The organism is Cyanobacterium sp. uoEpiScrs1, assembly GCF_947331815.1.
GTDB lineage: Bacteria > Cyanobacteriota > Cyanobacteriia > Cyanobacteriales > Microcystaceae > Rippkaea.
The window spans coordinates 1971013-1990200 of sequence record NZ_OX373462.1; the positions used below are offsets into that span (position 1 = coordinate 1971013).

Annotated in this window: 12 protein-coding genes; 4 read left to right on the forward strand and 8 right to left on the reverse strand. The window is 32.4% G+C overall.

Annotated features, from left to right (window positions below; all coding sequences use genetic code 11):
• Window position 1 precedes the first annotated feature (1 nt).
• Window positions 2-517, reverse strand: coding sequence for a bifunctional nuclease family protein (locus OXU93_RS06825; protein ID WP_267383443.1), 516 nt, complete (start codon window positions 515-517; stop codon window positions 2-4).
• Between the two features lie 1086 nt (window positions 518-1603).
• Here OXU93_RS06825 and hemN point away from each other — a divergent pair.
• Window positions 1604-3001: an oxygen-independent coproporphyrinogen III oxidase gene (hemN, locus tag OXU93_RS06830; RefSeq protein WP_267383444.1), complete on the forward strand. Its 1398-nt coding sequence runs from the start codon at window positions 1604-1606 to the stop codon at window positions 2999-3001.
• 524 nt (window positions 3002-3525) lie between these two features.
• The gene (locus tag OXU93_RS06835; protein WP_267383446.1) at window positions 3526-5034 is read left to right on the forward strand and encodes a SulP family inorganic anion transporter; all 1509 of its coding nucleotides are present in this window, start codon (window positions 3526-3528) and stop codon (window positions 5032-5034) included.
• A 511-nt stretch (window positions 5035-5545) separates the two neighbouring features.
• Here OXU93_RS06835 and OXU93_RS06840 read toward each other — a convergent pair.
• From OXU93_RS06840 to nadA, 6 genes are all read right to left on the reverse strand, one after another.
• On the reverse strand, window positions 5546-5833 hold the full coding sequence (locus OXU93_RS06840) for a cell division protein SepF (RefSeq protein WP_267383447.1): 288 nt from the start codon (window positions 5831-5833) through the stop codon (window positions 5546-5548).
• 551 nt (window positions 5834-6384) lie between these two features.
• Window positions 6385-6774, reverse strand: coding sequence for a Mini-ribonuclease 3 (locus tag OXU93_RS06845; protein WP_267384838.1), 390 nt, complete (start codon window positions 6772-6774; stop codon window positions 6385-6387).
• 141 nt (window positions 6775-6915) lie between these two features.
• A complete protein-coding gene (locus OXU93_RS06850; protein ID WP_267383448.1) occupies window positions 6916-7263 on the reverse strand; it encodes an STAS domain-containing protein in 348 nt (115 codons plus the stop codon).
• 742 nt (window positions 7264-8005) lie between these two features.
• Window positions 8006-8128, reverse strand: coding sequence for a hypothetical protein (locus OXU93_RS06855; RefSeq protein WP_267383449.1), 123 nt, complete (start codon window positions 8126-8128; stop codon window positions 8006-8008).
• 28 nt (window positions 8129-8156) lie between these two features.
• Window positions 8157-8942 (reverse strand): MBL fold metallo-hydrolase, encoded by a 786-nt coding sequence (locus OXU93_RS06860; protein WP_267383450.1) that lies wholly within the window; start codon window positions 8940-8942, stop codon window positions 8157-8159.
• Between the two features lie 1462 nt (window positions 8943-10404).
• A complete protein-coding gene (nadA, locus tag OXU93_RS06865) occupies window positions 10405-11376 on the reverse strand; it encodes a quinolinate synthase NadA (protein ID WP_267383451.1) in 972 nt (323 codons plus the stop codon).
• 1216 nt (window positions 11377-12592) lie between these two features.
• Here nadA and secA point away from each other — a divergent pair.
• A complete protein-coding gene (gene secA / locus OXU93_RS06870) occupies window positions 12593-15403 on the forward strand; it encodes a preprotein translocase subunit SecA (RefSeq protein WP_267383453.1) in 2811 nt (936 codons plus the stop codon).
• A gap of 1317 nt (window positions 15404-16720) precedes the next feature.
• Window positions 16721-17905, forward strand: a complete 1185-nt coding sequence (locus tag OXU93_RS06875) for a M20 family metallopeptidase (protein WP_267383454.1) — start codon at window positions 16721-16723, stop codon at window positions 17903-17905.
• 54 nt (window positions 17906-17959) lie between these two features.
• On the opposite strand, the gene OXU93_RS06880 is transcribed toward OXU93_RS06875, so the two are convergent.
• The gene (locus OXU93_RS06880) at window positions 17960-18721 is read right to left on the reverse strand and encodes a hypothetical protein (protein WP_267383456.1); all 762 of its coding nucleotides are present in this window, start codon (window positions 18719-18721) and stop codon (window positions 17960-17962) included.
• Between the last annotated feature and the right edge of the window lie 467 nt (window positions 18722-19188).

Consider the following 19188-nt stretch of genomic DNA (forward strand, 5'->3'; position numbering starts at 1 on the left):
ACTACCCATGCTCGTTATTATCTTCTGACACCTCTCCCCGTCGTTGAATTAAATCCTCTGGACATAGATTCTCTACAAATTCACGAAAGGCACGACGTTCCTCTTCATCTGCATCTCGGTTCACAGGAATCGACGCATTGGCAATTACTTCTTCTACTACCCAGATAGAACTCCCTGTGCGTAAGGCAATAGAAATAGCATCAGAGGGACGACAATCAATTTCTTTTTTAGTTTCCCCTTGGTGTAAACATAGCACAGAATAAAATGTTTTGTCTTGAAGAGAATGGATAATAATACGATCTAACTCCATTCCCCACGCTTGAAATAAATTGACAATTAGATCATGGGTTAAAGGACGAGGAGGAGTCTGGTTTTCCAAAGCCACAATAATGGATTTTGCCTGATTTTGCCCAATAAAAATAGGAAGAGCACGACGTTTAGAAGCATCTTGGAGTAATACGATGGGACTTCGGGTAACGGCATCTAAGGCGATTCCAGCAACGTTCATTTCAATCATTTGCCGATCCTCATTTAATCTTGAGCTTTAAGTATTTTTCCTACGTTATTCAACTTTAGAGGAAACCAGATTGCTTAAGTGAAGTTTTTAAGACTTCTGTCTAACTTGTTAAGCAATTGGGTACATTCACAGTATGCCCAAAAAAGAGAAGGATTAGAGCGTTCTCTTTTTCAGAGTTCTTAGTTGAATTGTAAAGTTTTGCCAAGGTTACCATTTATATCGAGATATGATTGTACAGCAATAAGCCAAAGAAACTGTTAATTACTGATTTTACTTTGTAGAGTAAGTTCTTCCATCCATAAGTGACGATTTAGCTGCAAAACTGTGCGAAGGAACTTGCAATGTTTAAACTATGGCTAAAAATACAGTAGTCACCAAATATTTTTGACAATCACAAAAAAAATCTTAAGAAAACTATCAGTTGATTTTGATTTTTTATACGGTTCGCTAGAATAAAGACAGTGAAATTGCTATCACTATCTAGTATTTAGTCAAGTAAAACAAACTTGACTGAGCCTTGGGAAAGACTTATAAATTGACCTATCACTTTATTACGGAAAAGATTTGTTCAGATACTTTGAGCTGATTAGATTTGTATCAACCGTGATTATAAAATACCTGATACTGAATCAATCTTATTAGTTTTCTGTCTATAAAATATGGTAAATAGTGAATTTATTAGAAAAATAAAGCTAAAAAAACATTATTAGTTAAACTATGCAATAAATTTCATGAATTTAAAGGAATTTATAACTCATAAATGAGGCGATACTTTCAAATTGCTACTTATTAACGATGAGTTGCCTAAATATATTGTTGGTGAAACTGATGTGGCTTTTACATTTAATAAAAATGCAGTTCATGAGTTAGGATATTAAACCAAAGCTGTTCTTGACAACTACGTCTTTTAGCTGATTACTTCTCAAGAATAGTTGGATAGTATAGGATATCATATATGGTTACAATATAAGGATTATGATGCTGTGTTTATAATAAGCAAAACTAAAAAATATCAACTATTTATTTGTTCTGTATATTCAAAATAGAAGACCTCTTTAAAGAACCTTTACAATGTAATTTATCTCTATGAAACTTTACTCACAAATTATAAAATTTAATGCTGATTTACTTAATAAGTATGATAAATCTGTACCTCGTTATACCAGTTATCCACCCGCGACAGAATTTAAAACAATAGTAAAAGAAACGGATTTTTTAGCAGGAATAGTGGCAGGGAACGAGAAAAAACAACCTATTTCTCTTTACTGTCATATTCCATTTTGTGAGAGTGCTTGTTATTTTTGTGGCTGCAATACAATTATTACTAATAATAAAAAAATTGCCATTCCTTATTTGGATTATTTAATTCAGAATATTCGCCAAACTTCTACTTTAATATCCTCTGATCGTCAAGTAAACCAAATTCATTTGGGAGGTGGAACTCCTAACTATCTAAATCAACTACAATTAGAGCAGTTATTTAGTAATTTAGTTAAAAATTTTAATATTGGTCACAAGGCAGAAATATCTATTGAAATCAATCCACTATATGTTGACAGAAATTATATATTTTTTTTAAAAGAGTTAGGATTTAATCGTATTAGCTTTGGTATTCAGGATTTCAACTCAAAAGTCCAAAAAGTAATCAATCGTGTTCAACCTGAGTCTATGCTATTTAACTTGATGAGCTGGATTAGAGAAGCAAAGTTTGAAGGCGCTAACGTTGACTTGATTTACGGACTACCTTTTCAAACTTTAGAAACCTTTAAAGAGACAGTTGAAAAAACTATCAGACTCAATCCTGATCGTATTGCACTATTTAACTTTGCTTATATGCCTTGGTTGAAAACAGTGCAGAAAAATATCACTGAAAAAGATCTACCAAAAGCACAAGAAAAATTAGCTATTTTCCAAATGACTATTGAAAAGTTAAATTACAATGGTTATATGTATATCGGTATGGACCACTTTGCTAAACCAAATGATGAATTAGCAATTGCTCAACAAGAGGGAAAATTACATCGTAACTTTCAAGGATATACTACGAAACCCGAATCTGATCTTTTTGGATTTGGCGTAACATCTATTAGCATGTTAAATGATATCTATATACAAAATTACAAAGGACTGAAAAGTTATTATAAGGCTCTAGATTCTGGAAATCTTCCTATTGAAAAAGGTGTTATTCTTCACCGAGATGATATTCTTAGACGAGCAATTATTATGGAACTTATGTGTCAATTCAAAATTAGTAAAAACTTTTTTAAAGAAGAGAACTATCTTCAATCTGATCTTGATTTTAATCAATACTTTACTAATGAATTAGTTGACTTAAAATTTTTAGAAGCTGATGGATTAGTTAAGTTATCTGATGATGATATTGAAATCACACCTCTTGGAAGGTTATTAATCCGTAATGTTGCTTCAGTCTTTGACACGTATCTTAAAGGGCGTAAAAAACAATCCTTTTCTAGGGCAATTTAACTATGACACAATTTTTATTACTTATCTCTCGCCATTTTGTACGGTATTGATTTCTAACTTCATTTTTGTTAAATCGAACTTTAAAATTAAATGGTTATTTGCACAATGCTAAATACTTGCGACAGACTAAACTTTTTATTATGATGAGTTACCTAAAATAAGTTAATTAAGATAAATATAGTCATTAATATCTTATTAACGCTAGATTTTATAATTAAATTTTGTCCTTAGTATCTTTTGCTTGATTAACAGTCATAGTCGAAGTATAAAGTGTTGTTAGTATATATTTTTAATGTAATTCTTTGATAATCTACTAGTGTTGCTTAATCATAAATAACTAGAGAAATGACAGTGACAGAGATAATAGACAGAAGGCGGGGTATCGCATCGGTTTGTTTGTTACTGTATGAAGTGATGCAGTGAATAATCAACTAATCAGCTAGTATAACCGAAGTTACCCACTTAGTCAGAAAATTCCTATTAAGCCTGTACACCCAAATTTAAAATCATCTTTCTTCGTTAATATGAGCGAAATTTTTACTAAAAAAGTCTGGTTTTCTAATATTAAAAATGATCTTCTTGCGGGGGCTGTGATAGCTTTAGCCTTAATTCCTGAGGCGATTGCTTTCTCTATTGTCGCAGGAGTTGATCCCCAGGTAGGATTATATTCCTCTTTTTGTATTGCTACTATTACCGCCTTTATTGGTGGTCGGCCTGGGATGATTTCGGCAACGACAGGGGCAATGGCCTTGTTAATGACTACTTTAGTTAAAGAGTATGGGCTGCAATACTTACTAGCTACAACAATCTTAACAGGAATTCTCCAGATCATTTTAGGTTGGATTAAACTCGGTCATCAAATGCGTTTTGTGCCAAGAGCAGTCATGATCGGATTTGTTAATGCTCTAGCTATTCTAATTTTTGACGCCCAACTGCCACAATTTCAGGGGGCTTCTTGGTTAGTTTACGGGATGGTTGCTATGGGGCTAGTTATCATTTACGGTTTACCTCGTCTTACAACTTCTATTCCTTCTCCATTAGTAGCTATTGTTAGCTTGACTACTATTTCTTTTGTCACAGGGATACAGGTGCCTACTGTTGGGGATATGGGAAGTCTTCCTCATGCTCTCCCCGTGTTTCTTGTGCCAGAAGTTCCTTGGAACTTTAAGACGTTGCAAATTATTCTGCCCTACGCTTTTACTCTTTCCTTAGTAGGATTATTGGAATCTTTCTTGACAGCGAATGTAATTGACGATTTAACCGATACATCTAGCAATAAAAACCAGGAGGCGATTGCTCAAGGAATAGCAAATATTGTGACAGGATTTTTTGGTGGGATGGCTGGATGTGCCATGATCGGTCAATCAGTAATTAACATTCGCTCTGGAGGACGAGCAAGACTTTCAACCTTAAGTGCTGGAATTTTTCTTTTGATTTTTATTCTATTTTTTGGTGATTGGATAGCACGGATTCCTATGGCAGCTTTAGTAACAATCATGATTATGGTGTCTATTAGTACCTTCAACTGGAATTCTATTCGTAACATTACCAAGTTTCCAAAAAATGAAACTGCAGTAATGATTACCACAGTGTTAATTACTGTATTAACCCATAATCTAGCTATTGGAGTACTCATTGGGGTTGCGATGAGTGCTATTTTCTTCAGTCGTAAAATTGCCTCTCTTATTTTTGTGGATTCTCTACTTAAAGGAGATGGAACTGAACGAGTTTATAGTGTTAATGGGCAGATATTTTTTGTTTCTGTTGATAACTTCATCAGTGCCTTTGATTTCCGTGAGAAACTGAAAAAAGTTACTATTGACTTGACTCACGCTCATTTATGGGATCACTCTGCCGTAGATGCTGTAGATAAAGTAGTCCTACGCTTTCGTAAACATGAAATTAAAGTTGAGCTGATCGGACTCAACGCAGCAAGTGCTACGTTAATAGAACGTTTGGCAATTCACGATAAACCTGCCGCTTTGGAAAATGATTATACATCAAAGGTCCACCCACAAAAAAAATCTTTGTAAGTTGGAATCAACCATGGGTCATGATAGCTGAATAATAAAAACTGTATCTGGTACCTAGGCAAAGTACAAAAGAACTATTATATAACTTTAATAACTCTTTTGCTGATTATTATTTACTTTCTGCTAAATTAGTTTCTAAGGCTATAAAACTATTCTGAATTAACAGTACTAATTGACTAATAATACGTCGAATCAATAATTCTTAGCACTAAAAATTGATGACTTCTTTTTTTTTATAAATTGAAGTTTTCATATCTTATTTACAATTTAATAGTGGAAATGATAATTACCTCTTAATTTAGGGGTTCATCCATTGAACTAAGTTTTACGCTTGAGACCATATAAATAAATTAATTAAAAATACTGTATCTGATAGGTTTGTATATCGATAATATATTTTTTATTTTTACATAACAACTTGGGAATTTTTTCTTTTGGGAACTTTTTTTAAGAAAAATAGCCCTTTATTTTTAGGGAAAGGTCAGTTGACAAAATTCCTTTAGAATACCCGTTAAATAATTTTAGTCAGATGCTCTGTGCCAATTTTAAGATTAGGAGCGAAATAAAAAATAGGAGAGTGATTAAACTTTACACTAACTTGCTTAGGAGCAAACATCAAAGTCCTTTTACCAACCCAGAAAGTTTGTCCGTTGGTAGTACAAACTCCTCCTGTAACCCAATCTGCTACTCGTTGAGCTTGGTCCACAGGTAACTTTTCTAGGATTAAAATTACAGTTTTACACTCTGGCAGATTTCCTGTATTGAAGATACTGTCTTTACCACTAATTAAGCTCGACAATTACCATTAATGAGCTAATTGAATGGATAAATATTAGTCATGATTTTTGTTTTAGCATTGTGTGTTAACTTAGAGGAGTGAAATACTCTCGATTACCTCAGACAAAGTAGTCTGTTGGACCTTTTTTCAAGAACTAGCCATATACACTAGTTATGAAGAGCTACAAATTAAGTGGTCTAAGTACCATTCAAGTCATTTTTCTTATAGCTTGAGTTATATATCTGAAGGAAGTTTAGCCATACTATCTTTCACTATTGCTGCCGCCATGTATGCTGTAACGTAGTTTATGTAAAAAACAGCACCTTGAACATTTGCATATCCCCTTATAGAAGTCTGCTTTGGATCGATAACAAACTACTCGTCTATTCTAATAATTAAATAATATACTTACAATAACAAATAGCATAAACCTCGCAGGGATAGTATAGCTTGTATAAATGTGAGTTAAACGGGATTTAAAAGACTGTTATTATCTTAAACACCAATAGAAAATGAATAATCTTTAGAAATCCTTATTTTTTGCCGTTAAGCCTATCTGAGGATTTTGTCACTTAAGTTAAATCCAAATTTAATTTTTTAAGTAATTGATTTAAACGTTGTGGATTATGTAAGTAGAGGTAACCAATCAAAGTTTCAAAACTCGTAGACTTTTGATATATTTTCGGTGATACACGTCGACGTCCCCCTGCCGTAGCATTACGTCCTCGACGAACAATTTCCTTCTCAAATTCCGTTAAATAAGGGTAAAGATTTGACAAAAAGGCTGCTTGACTTTCTGCGCGGACTAATGACACCACTTTATTGTGATACTCAGCCAGCCTTCGAGGGGGGAAAATATACTGAGTTCGAACATAAAGTTCATAAACTGCATCCCCCAAATAAGCCAGAAAACTAGGTGACAACTGCTGTGTCACACCAACTTTCTCCGATTCAACACCAATGGTATCAAAGAAGGGACTATCATAGTTTTGACCAATTTCATATGGAGTCGGAAAATGAGTCTGGTCAGAATTCGGTGAGTTCACAGCCTTAACCTCGTTTAAGTATCCCAAAGCAGTATTAGTGTCCCCGTCATGGGTTAACTACTTGGGGAGATTATTGACAGCATCTTCAACTGAAGTCTGCAAAGATAGAAACTTCTCTAAACGAACTAGTTTAACGGTTTGAGTTACTCTAGGATTAGTAACAATTTGTAAGCTACCTTTATTGGTTTGTGCTTTTTTGACAAGTTGAACCAATGCGCCTAGTCCAGAACTATCGATAAAGTCAATTTGAGATAAAACTAGAATTACATCAGCCGGACCCTCATCTATATAACCTCCAATCACCTTACGGAAAGTAGGTTCAGAAAAGGCGTCTAATAGACCGGTTAGCCTAAAAATTTGATATTTTTTTTGGACATCGCGAGTTCCTCGTAAACTCACGGTCAAGGTAAGTTGCTCAGGAATAGCTTCCTCCTCCGAGTCGATGATAATTTACAATTCTAGTAGGATATTATAGCGTCGTAAAACACAAAAAGTGAATTTTTTAATAATTTGAACTGATTGACATTTTTTTAGTTAGTCATTACCACACCTTTTAATTTAGTTTAGAAATAGAAAGTATGGTATATCATGAAATCTATAGTTTTCCAGAGATTTGGTTTATTTTTTATACCGTAGCATTCTGAAACTTAATAGGAGTATTAGCTAACTTAGTTCAGTTGACATGACATAAGTTGCCTCTTCCTGTGCTAACTAAAAACTATAAAAAATTAAAATAATTCTATATAATAATATATATTGCTTATCTTAAAAATACATAGAGAATTTTTCTGATTTTATTCTTTAACTACAAAAAATGATGAGTTAGTATTTCAGATTTATATTATTTTTTAGATATTTATTTATTTATATAACATATAATTTGTTAATATTTATTATTTATTTTTAAAAAATATGACGAGATTAATTGTTTAAGTTAAATTTATGATGTATTTAAAAAATACATCATAAATTTAACGAATAACTCAAGAGATAAGAATTATTTAGGTAGTGTCAATTAGGAAAATTATATTAAATAGATAGATGCTAGAAACTAATACAAGTATATTATAGGTTGATAGCTTCAATATATAAAACTTCAAGTTATTCAAACTCAAAAGCCTAGGGACAGTCAATAAACTCATCCTCTTCAGCATCCTGAAAGATCAGTTGATGATATCCGTTCAACACTAGCTATCAAAGAGATAGTAAATATCCCCCACACCTTAGACTCTATTGCTAGAATCATCGAGGTTCGCATTCTGTAAGCCATACTTGTATTAGTTGAGTTTAACTAAGGATTATTTTAGGACTGATTTTTCACTTAAAACTCGGATAACAGTCCCTACTTTGGGTAAGTCTTGATATCTGATCAGTAATTTGTTGTCATTAATCCGACGAATGTTCATATCTTTGACTAACTCTAAAAAGTTATCTATAGGAGATAAGTCACAGGCCGTTGTATCTGCAGCTTGTGTTAAATAATGGGTAGGAATCATTACTTTGGGTTTGAGAATTTCCATTGCCTGTTTTCCTTCATCGGGTTTATAAGCTTTTGATCCTCCTCCAACAGGAATCATAGCAACATCAGGAGTTCCCAGTAGGATTTTTTGTTCAATATCAATAGGGGCGGCTGCTCCTCCTAAATGGACAATTCGTAATCCTCCTTGAGTCCAACGCCAAGCGACGTTAGTCCCAAATTGTTTGCCCCCCTTACGATCATGGTCGATGCCAACCCCTTGAATTCTTAGCCCTTTAATTTCATATACTCCAGGTTCATACAAAACCTTGGGATTTCCAGGCAATTTTTCGGCTGCTCCTTCATCCCAGAGTTGACTGCTGATAATTACTAAATCTGCCTCTATTTTAGGATATTGATATCCTGCAGTACAGCCAATTGTACGGAAAGGGTTCGCTAAAATTCGTAGCCCCCCCCCTATATATAAAAAGGAAGTATGACCTAAATACTGTATCATCAACGAACCGTTACTCTCTGCTGAAGCCGGTTGAAGATGAGAAACTAGAGGAATTCCAGTGGCTGTAATGGCACCTGCACTAGCATAGTGGAGTAACTGTCGCCGTTTCATCTTTAGTCCAAGGGTTAGGTATTTGAGTCTTGTTCAGTATAACAAGTCAGTTAAGTGTTATCAGTTAACAATTATTTTTAGGGGTACATCATTTGTTCATTATATGTAGTTAATTATATTGAATTAGTGAACCTAAATAAGTATGAAATAGGAGAGTGACTTATCAAGAGATAATCAAATACCGGATTGCCTAAACACTTAGATATTCAAAAACTATAGAGGTTAACTAGCGCTCTAAAAAATTTAATTAGGACTTAGACAAAAGCATAAACTTTTTTCTAAAATATAAAGAAAATAACAAAGATGTAAAGTTTTATAAAAAGAAAATACTTTAGACAGTCAAACAGAATATTGGAAGATTTTTATATGATTGATTTGAATAAAAAAAAGTACTATAGCACTATACGCTAAGTGAAATAAAATGCTTTTTTAACAACTTTATAGAAAAAGAAAAAGAAAAAAAAATATCCTAATAACTAATAATTATTTAGCTTAATAAAAAACTAAATAAATTTTAAAAAACTTCAGCAAGACTATAGTATTACTCTGAATGTATGTGTTGGATATTTGAGTTGAGTTAAACTTATTTAGTTATAATTCTCTATCTTCTTCACCATTTATTTTGATCCTAATTATTTATATAGTTTATGAATTAATAAAAATTTTGAGTAGATCATATATCAAATTAGATAGAAGTTGACTGCGAATATTTCTAAGGATTTATTAAAATTAAAATTTGTTAAAAGTAATTTTCCATTTTTATATAAAAAATCTACTTCTATTATTAGAATTTTACATATTAATATTATCATTAATGCTATTAATATACATGGTTTAAATTGATAATATCTTCATTAATATTTAAAATAAAACTATGATGAAGCTCTTTTGATTTGAATAGTTTATTTTTTAGTATAATAGAATCTATGAAAACATCAAAAAATCTGAACCTACTACAGAAAGTAAAGGCTAAGACAACAATGCTTAAGTAAATTATAATTTTTGTCTGTGTGTATGGGAATAACCAATTCTTTGAGATACAATTCTATACTTCGAAATCATAAATTATATTTTACATAGTATATTTAATTGTCTATGGAAGGAATCAAATTTCACCTTCTTTTTTTAGATAATTAATATCCGAAGCTAATTTAAAAAATAATGAACATAATTTTCTTAGGTTTACAATCTAGTCTTTTGCTAGCAAAAACGGTGAATTGTTTAACCAATAGTCTTGATATCAAATTCTGCATTCATTGTCAGTACTACTATAATGTAACATATAAAAGTAGAGTTTATTATGTCAACTCTCGTTGTTAAATATAGAATACATATAAGATAATCTCGGTAACACCACAAAATACCTCTAGCAACAAGACTCAGTATACTAATAAAGGCTAACAGCCTGTATCTTGTTGTAGAGTATAGAAAATTTAGTTAATTATTATATATAAATCAATAACTAGCGAGATAGCTCCAACATCTTTTGAATAGGACGTAAAGCAGCAATCATAATGGATGTATCTAAAATAATTTCTGGTTGTTTAAATTTCATGGCTAAATACAATTTTTCTAGTGTATTTAACCTCATATGGGGACATTCGTTACAAGCACAATTATTCATTGCCGGTGCAGGAATAAAGTGTTTCGTAGATGCAACTTTTTCCATTTGATGAATAATTCCTGGCTCGGTTGCCACAATAAACTCATTACTAGAACTTTGTTGACAGTATTTTAACAAAGCTGTAGTTGAGCCAATATAATCAGCATGACGTAGAACAGCAGTTTCACATTCAGGATGAGCAATTATTTCCGCACGGGGATTTTCTATTTTTAATTGAATTAATTTCCTTTCTGAAAAGATTTCATGAACTATACAACTACCCTGCCATAGAATTAGCTCCCGTCCTGTTTGTTCCATTACATACTTTCCTAGGTTACGATCAGGAGCAAAAATAATAGGGCGATCCTTTGGGAGTTGCTTAACAATTTTGACGGCATTAGAACTTGTACAGATGATGTCACTCATCGCTTTAATAGCAGCACTGCAATTGATATAGGAAACCACGATACAATCTGGATATTGAGCTTTAAATTGAGCAAAAATATCCGGATGACAGCTATCAGCTAAAGAGCAACCAGCTTCTAAATCAGGCAGCAAGACTAGTTTATCAGGATTCAAAATTTTAGCTGTTTCCGCCATAAAATGAACCCCTGCAAAAACAATAACATCTGCATTTGTGCTAGCTGCTTGTTGAGAAAGACTTAAAGAATCACCTAAAAAATCTGCAATATCCTGAATATCAGGATATTGATAATAATGGGCTAGAATAACAGCATTCAACTCTTTTTTTAGTTGATTTATCGCTGTAAATAAATCATTAGGAATTTGATTAAATTGTGGAGATGGGTGTGATAGTGTAGTGGTAAACACAGTGGGATGTTACTCCTGGGGAGGTTATAGTTAATATTACCAAAACTATTATAGTGATTTCAACCAAATTAATGCAACATCATTATCCTAATTCTTGAGACAATAGTGCCCAAAATATTAAACTATCGACTATAAACTTTAAAGGAGTTATCAAAGCAATAGTAAAGCTAAAATTCATGAATTTTAGCTTTACTATTGCTTTGATAATTTTAATTGTGCTAATAAAAATACTTCAATAAGCAATAATAGCCGTAATATAGTTATGATTTACCCATCATCATATAATGAATAATATTAATAATTAAGCAATATTTTTAGAGATAGATTATATATAAAAAATAGCACTAATAACTCTTTTAAAACTCATATTTTTTACAGATTTAACACTTTAAATATTAGACCTAAAGCACTGAATATATAACACTATAGTGTTAATTGATATCGACTCTGTTTAAAGTATATATTATTACCAAGTTCAGGAAATATAATATGTATTTAATATTGTAAAAACTATTTTAGTCTTTATCGTTTGGATACAAGATAAATTATAGCTAAAATTATCTTCGTATAAACTTTACTTTTAATTTATTAAGTCTTATAGTATGTTTTATTACAAGTTATTTTTGTTTATACTGTACTTTGTATTTAATAAAATAAAAATGATACTTTTTGTTAAAAATATACCGTAATATTATGTACTTTACAGCTTAGATTATTAATATATAAAATTAGCTTATTAAAACTTTATATCTAATATTTGTTGGTTTTGAATCATTTTAACTTTTGTTTCAATAACTTGTAACTTTAAAGTTTTTATATAAAAAATCAGTAAAGATACTATTTATTTCGAATAGATTTAATATTATTAATCCAATCAACTATTTAATCAAATAAAATTTATAACAGTCGTATTTTGAGATTTATAATGTTTCTAAATATCTATAAACGAGAATTAAACACTTTTAGTTTATATAAGTCATATCAAAGCTGACTTAATATAATTTAAGTTATACATTTCTAATAATAAATTTTTTATACATCATTATTCATCTCCTCATTAGGATCAGGGGGAAAACTGGACTAAAACCTAGATGATACAATGACTCATAACGTCTTTATCAGTCTTTAATCTTTATAGTTCAAGACAAAAATCGTCATTTTAGACATCTTAGAGCCTTAATCCTCAAACAATTAGAATAAGTTCTAAAAGAAACCTATGCTTAAAACTCTATTTGGTGACCCAAACACCCGCAAACTCAAAAAATTTCAGTCTTTAGTCACAGAAGTGAATTTGCTTGAAGAAGACATTCAAAAATTATCTGATGAAGAACTCAAGCAAAAAACAGTCGAATTTAGAGAAGTAATAGACAAAGCAAAAGATGATGACGAGTTAGGGGATATCTTAGATGAGATATTACCTGAAGCCTTTGCTGTAGTGCGAGAAGCTGGGATCCGAGTCTTAGGAATGCGCCATTTTGACGTTCAGATTCTTGGTGGTATCGTTCTACACAAAGGGCAAGTTGCAGAAATGAAAACAGGAGAAGGAAAAACCTTAGTAGCAACTCTTCCTGCTTATCTTAATGGATTGACTGGAAGAGGAGTCCATGTTGTTACTGTTAATGACTACTTAGCCCGTAGGGATGCTGAATGGATGGGACAAGTTCATCGTTTTTTAGGACTTAGTGTCGGGCTAATTCAAGCAGGAATGAGCCCTGATGAACGAAAAAAGAATTATGCTTGTGATATTACATACACCACTAACAGCGAATTAGGGTTCGATTATCTACGAGACAATATGGCTACCGCTATGGCTGAAGTAGTTCAATTGCCTTTTAACTATTGTATCATTGATGAAGTAGATTCCATCCTAATTGATGAAGCTAGAACTCCTCTGATTATTTCAGGACAGATAGAACGTCCTACCGAAAAATATCTCAAGGCAGCTTCTATTGCTGCGCAACTTGTTACGCAAAAAAGTGAGGAAGAACCAGGAGATTATGAAGTAGATGAGAAAGCTCGGAATGTCTTGATGACTGATCAAGGTTTCGAGAAAGCAGAGGAGTTATTAGGAGTTAAAGATCTCTACGACCAAGAAAACCCCTGGGCACATTATATTTTCAACGCTATTAAAGCTAAGGAATTATTTGTTAAAGACATTAACTATATGATTCGCAATAAAGAAGTTGTAATTGTCGATGAATTTACCGGAAGGGTGTTACCTGGACGGCGGTGGAGTGACGGATTACATCAAGCCATTGAAGCAAAAGAAGGGGTAGATATTCAAAAAGAAACTCAAACTTTAGCCACCATTACATATCAAAATTTCTTTCTTCTCTACCCTAAACTCTCAGGGATGACAGGGACTGCAAAAACTGAAGAAACAGAACTTGAAAAAGTATATAATCTTCAAGTTACCATTATTCCTACAAACAGACCTTCTAAACGCTACGATTTTCCTGATGTTGTCTATAAAACTGAATCTGCTAAATGGCAAGCTGTAGCCGCTGAAGTGGAAAAATTACATCATCAAGGACGGCCTATTCTTGTAGGAACTACTAGTGTTGAAAAATCAGAAGTTCTTTCTCAACTCCTTCGGGCAAAAAAAATCCCTCATAATCTCCTCAATGCCCGTCCTGAAAACGTAGAAAGAGAATCCGAAATTGTCGCCCAAGCGGGACGAAAAGGTTCAGTTACTATCGCTACTAATATGGCAGGGCGAGGAACTGATATTATCTTAGGCGGAAATGCTGATTACATGGCACGGCTAAAAATACGGGAATTTCTTATGCCCCAAATTGTGATACCAGAAGACGATGGTGTTATGGTGGCGATGGCGGGAAACACTGGAAGTCGTCGGTCTCAAGGGTTTGGACAAGGAAAAAAGAAAGTCAAAAACTGGAGTCCTTCTGATTCAGACATTTTTCCTACCCAGCTCTCTCCTGTCATAGAAGAAATGCTAAAGGATATGCTTAAAATAGCCGTTAATAATTACGGACAACAAAGTTTATCAGAGCTTGAAGCCGAAGAAAAAATCGCAGTTGCTTCAGAAAAAGCTCCTACCAATGATCCTGTGATTAAAAAATTACGGGAGGTTTATAAGGCTATTCGCCAGTCTTATAAAACTGTTACTGATAACGAACAACATGAGGTAGTGGAACTGGGAGGTCTCAACGTCATGGGAACTGAACGTCATGAGTCCCGACGTATTGACAACCAATTACGGGGGAGGGCAGGACGACAAGGTGACCCAGGATCAACAAAATTTTTCTTGAGTTTAGAAGATAATCTATTGAGAATTTTTGGTGGTGATCGTGTAGCCGGTTTAATGAATGCTTTTCGTGTTGAGGAAGATATGCCCATTGAGTCCAAAATGCTCACTCGTTCCTTAGAAGGAGCACAGAAAAAGGTAGAAACCTTTTATTACGATACCCGTAAACAGGTGTTTGAATATGATGAAGTAATGAATAACCAACGTCGTGCCATCTACGCTGAACGTCGCCGAGTTCTCGAGGGATTAGATCTTAAGGAACAAGTTCTCCAATATGCTGAAAAGACTATGGATGAAATTGTAGATGCTTATGTGAACCCAGAATTACCTCCAGAAGAATGGGATGTAGATAACTTAGTGGGCAAAGTCAAGGAGTTCGTTTATCTTTTGCAAGACATTACTGCTCAAGACATGGGGGATATGACAGTTAGTGAAATGAAGGTATTTCTCCATGAAGAAGTACGTAAAGCCTACGACATAAAAGAAGATGAAGTGGATAAAATTCGTCCTGGATTGATGCGCGAGGCAGAACGGTTTTTTATTCTACAACAAATTGATACTCTATGGCGCGAACATCTCCAGGCAATGGATGCGTTACGGGAATCTGTTGGTTTACGAGGTTATGGGCAAAAAGATCCCTTAATTGAATATAAGCAAGAGGGGTATGAGATGTTTTTAGAAATGATGATTGATATTCGTCGAAATGTAGTGTACTCGTTATTTCAATTTCAACCTCAAGGACAATCCCAAACTGCTTAAATTTTAGTTATCTTATCGAGGATTAACATTATTAATTCTCGATAGTTTTTATAAAAAAAGCAATATTTAAATCTATATTTAATCTTAAATATACTGTAATTTACAACTTATTTGTTTTAAAAAAACAAGTATATATTGTTCAATAAAATATAATTTAATTTTTAGTAAGCTTATATTTATTCTTTATGCTATATTTAAAAATAAGTACTACAAGTCCAGTAACTTATACAAGTTCACACAAAGCCTTAAACTTTTTTAAAAATTAAATTATTATTATAATTGACTGCTAAATCTTATTAAGAATAGGTATTCTAAATCATGATATTGTTGTGCAAAATAATAAAGTAAATTTATATAAAATACTCAAACCCCAAAATATTTTTTATTTTGGTTTATAGATGTCGTAAAAATAGAAAACACAGTTATTATTTTAATATAATATATCTATTTAAAAGAAAGTAACTTATTGAAGTAACGTTGGTTTTTTTCTAAAGTCATAGTAGAATTAATATGGTAAAAAAGTATATTTATTCCAGACTATAAAAATTAATTTTACTACTTTATTAAATTAAACTATTTTAAATTTAGCTATTAGACACTTGGATAGATACAGTATGTATTAATGTACAATAAAGGTTGTTTATCTTGGTTTATATTATATAGCAATTAGACAAAATATCGAGGTTTATTTTGCTAAAAAATTGCAAAATAAATAATAAAATATTCCCAAACTAGGATATAATAGTTATTATAATATCCTAGTTACGTTATTAGATATATTAATTAGTGTGTTATATAAAAATTTATTTATATAGTAAAAAACTTATATTTAGTATGTAAAATTGTAATATACATTTTCAAGAATTTTATATAAACTCTACATTTGTAATAACTTAATAACGGTACAAGTTGAATTATAATTACATAATTTTATTGAGGTTTATATAATATTTGTTTATTATTAATACCAAACATAATTAATGACTATTTAATCTTAATCTAATTTAATGTATAAATTAGATTAAGATTAAATAAAAAACCACAAATGTTAACTGTTATTTCTTAGTATAATTTTATTACTTTAGTTATGCAAGTATAATTTTTATTTACTATAAATCGTTCCAATAGATATGAAGTTAATTCCACAAAAATTAACTAATTTGATGTTTGTTCTGAGTTATTCGCTTAATTGTGAATAACTCAGAACAATATGTGTATAAACTTAGTAGACTTTATTATTGGGTTGAAAAGTTCGTGTCGTAAGATTAGATTCAGTATATAAAATAACGTTATGAGCCCTCCAATTGATCAACTCTCATGTTGTCTGAAATTAAAGATATCACCGAGTCCCTGTTTCCAAGACTTATTAAAATACGTCGCCACCTTCATTCTCACCCTGAATTGAGTGGGCAAGAGTATCAAACTGCTGCTTATGTAGCTGATGTTCTTTCCTCCTGTGGTATTCAAGTTCAGGAAAATTTTGGAAAAACAGGAGTGGTGGGAAACTTGAACGGAAATGGGACAGATACACGCCTCCTTGCTATTCGTATCGATATGGATGCTCTACCGATAGATGAACTAACTGACTTAGAATTTGCCTCATGTAAACCTGGTATTATGCATGCTTGTGGACATGATGTCCATACAACGGTGGGGTTAGGAACTGCTATGGTTCTTTCTCAGTTGGCTGAACGATTACCAGGGAACATAAGATTTTTGTTTCAACCTGCAGAAGAAATTGCTCAAGGAGCAAGCTGGATGCTTCGAGATGGAGCAATGCACAATGTAAACGCTATTTTTGGGCTACACGTTTTTCCTTCTCTTCAAGCCCGTTCTGTAGGGATTCGCTACGGAACTTTAACTGCTGCAGCTGATGACATAGAGATTTTTATTCAAGGAGAGTCAGGTCATGGAGCCCGTCCACATAAGGCTATTGACGCAATTTGGATTGCTTCTCAGGTTATTACAACTCTTCAACAAGCTATTAGTAGAACTCAAAATCCCTTGCATCCCGTAGTATTAACCATTGGACAAATTAACGGTGGGCACGCTCCTAATATCATCGCAGATCAGGTAAGAATGTCTGGTACAGTACGATCCCTTCACCCTGATACCCACGCTAATTTACCTCAGTGGATTGAAGAGATAGTCGCTAATGTCTGTAATCCCTACCGAGCAAAATACGAGATTGATTATCGTCGGAGGGTTCCTTCCGTTCAGAATAACATAGAATTGACTCGGATTCTTGAATCTACTTGTCGGGAGGCCTGGGGAAACGAGTATCTGCACATTTTATCCGAACCATCTTTAGGAGCAGAGGATTTTTCTCTTTACCTTGAACATGCTCCAGGAAGTATGTTTCGTCTGGGAGTGGGCTTTCCTCCTGATAAGCCTAACTACCCGTTACATCACTCTCAATTCGAAATAGATGAGTCTGCTATCTTGACAGGAGTGATTACACTGGCTTATGCTGCTTATAAATATCATCAATACTTTATATAAAAAGTATAGCAATTGGAAATAAGTTACAACAAAGTTGTTTTTTTATGACTGAAATTAGTATTTCACAACTGATACTGTGAATGCTATAGCAAGATCCTTTGAAAGTTGTTTTAGTATTCCTAACCCTTTTAGGGAACTTTTAACTAAATGGATCGAATTTAAAGGCTTTTTTAACATTTGAAGTGTCAGCTGCCAAGGATTTAAGCTTCCATCCGCCCCTAATGCAGGATTTAAATCAGGTAAGTCCTGTTGAAAATTGTCACTAATAACTCTGATTACGGCAACAGGAATCTTTAAAAAGTTACAAAACTCTAAAAGGGGAATTCCTTCCATATCTACTACATCAGCTTGATAACGTTGGACTAACTGCCATTTTTCCTGGGCTGAAGTGATGATGTGGCTGCTTGTAACTGCTCTGCCTCGTAAAATTTTTTGATTAAGATGATGATATACTAAATTGCTCAAATTTATATCACATGTTTGCCACGATAAAGAAGAAGTATTATCTGAAATTAAACAACATTCTTGGTAAAGAATTTTATCACCTACCCTACAATAGGGAGATAAACCTCCGCCCAACCCCATTAGCAAGATCCCTTTTGGAGGATGACTAATAAAATCATGAGTGTTCTGCCATTGTTTAAGATAATATTTAAAAGGTAAAAATCCTGCAGGAATCTGAATTACTTTGATTGTGGTATTAAATTGGCGCATTATTTTGAGTCCGTCACAAACGGCTTTATATTCAGCTCCTTGAGGAACTAAAATTCTGTCAATACAGTTTGAGAGAGCAATACTATCTAAAGATGGAGACATTTATTTATAACTTTGCTTTATATAGATAACACTTTTATTTTAGTTTTTTTTTGAGTTTATACACAAAAAAGAGAAAAGTCTTTTATGGTTTTATATTATAATATTTTTAATAATTATTTGTCAGTCAGTATTTATATACTTATTTTAGTAATTCTAAATTATATAAATATAATTAAATTATTTTAGTTATGGTGATATTTATATTGTTTTAACTAACTATTTTTAGATCGATTTATTTGATAAAAACTTTATTTAGTTACTATTTATATTAGAATTTAAGCAACTATGTAAGTTTTTATCAAAAACTACTTTTTTATAGTGAAATACATTTTTTTAAAAAAAGTTTAGATAGTTGTTTAAAACAATCCTTATACATCTAAATATTATTGAGAAAATAAATGATATCTATTTTAAATAATTTACTGTAGTAAATTACTATTTTTTAATCTAGTTTATGTCTATAAACT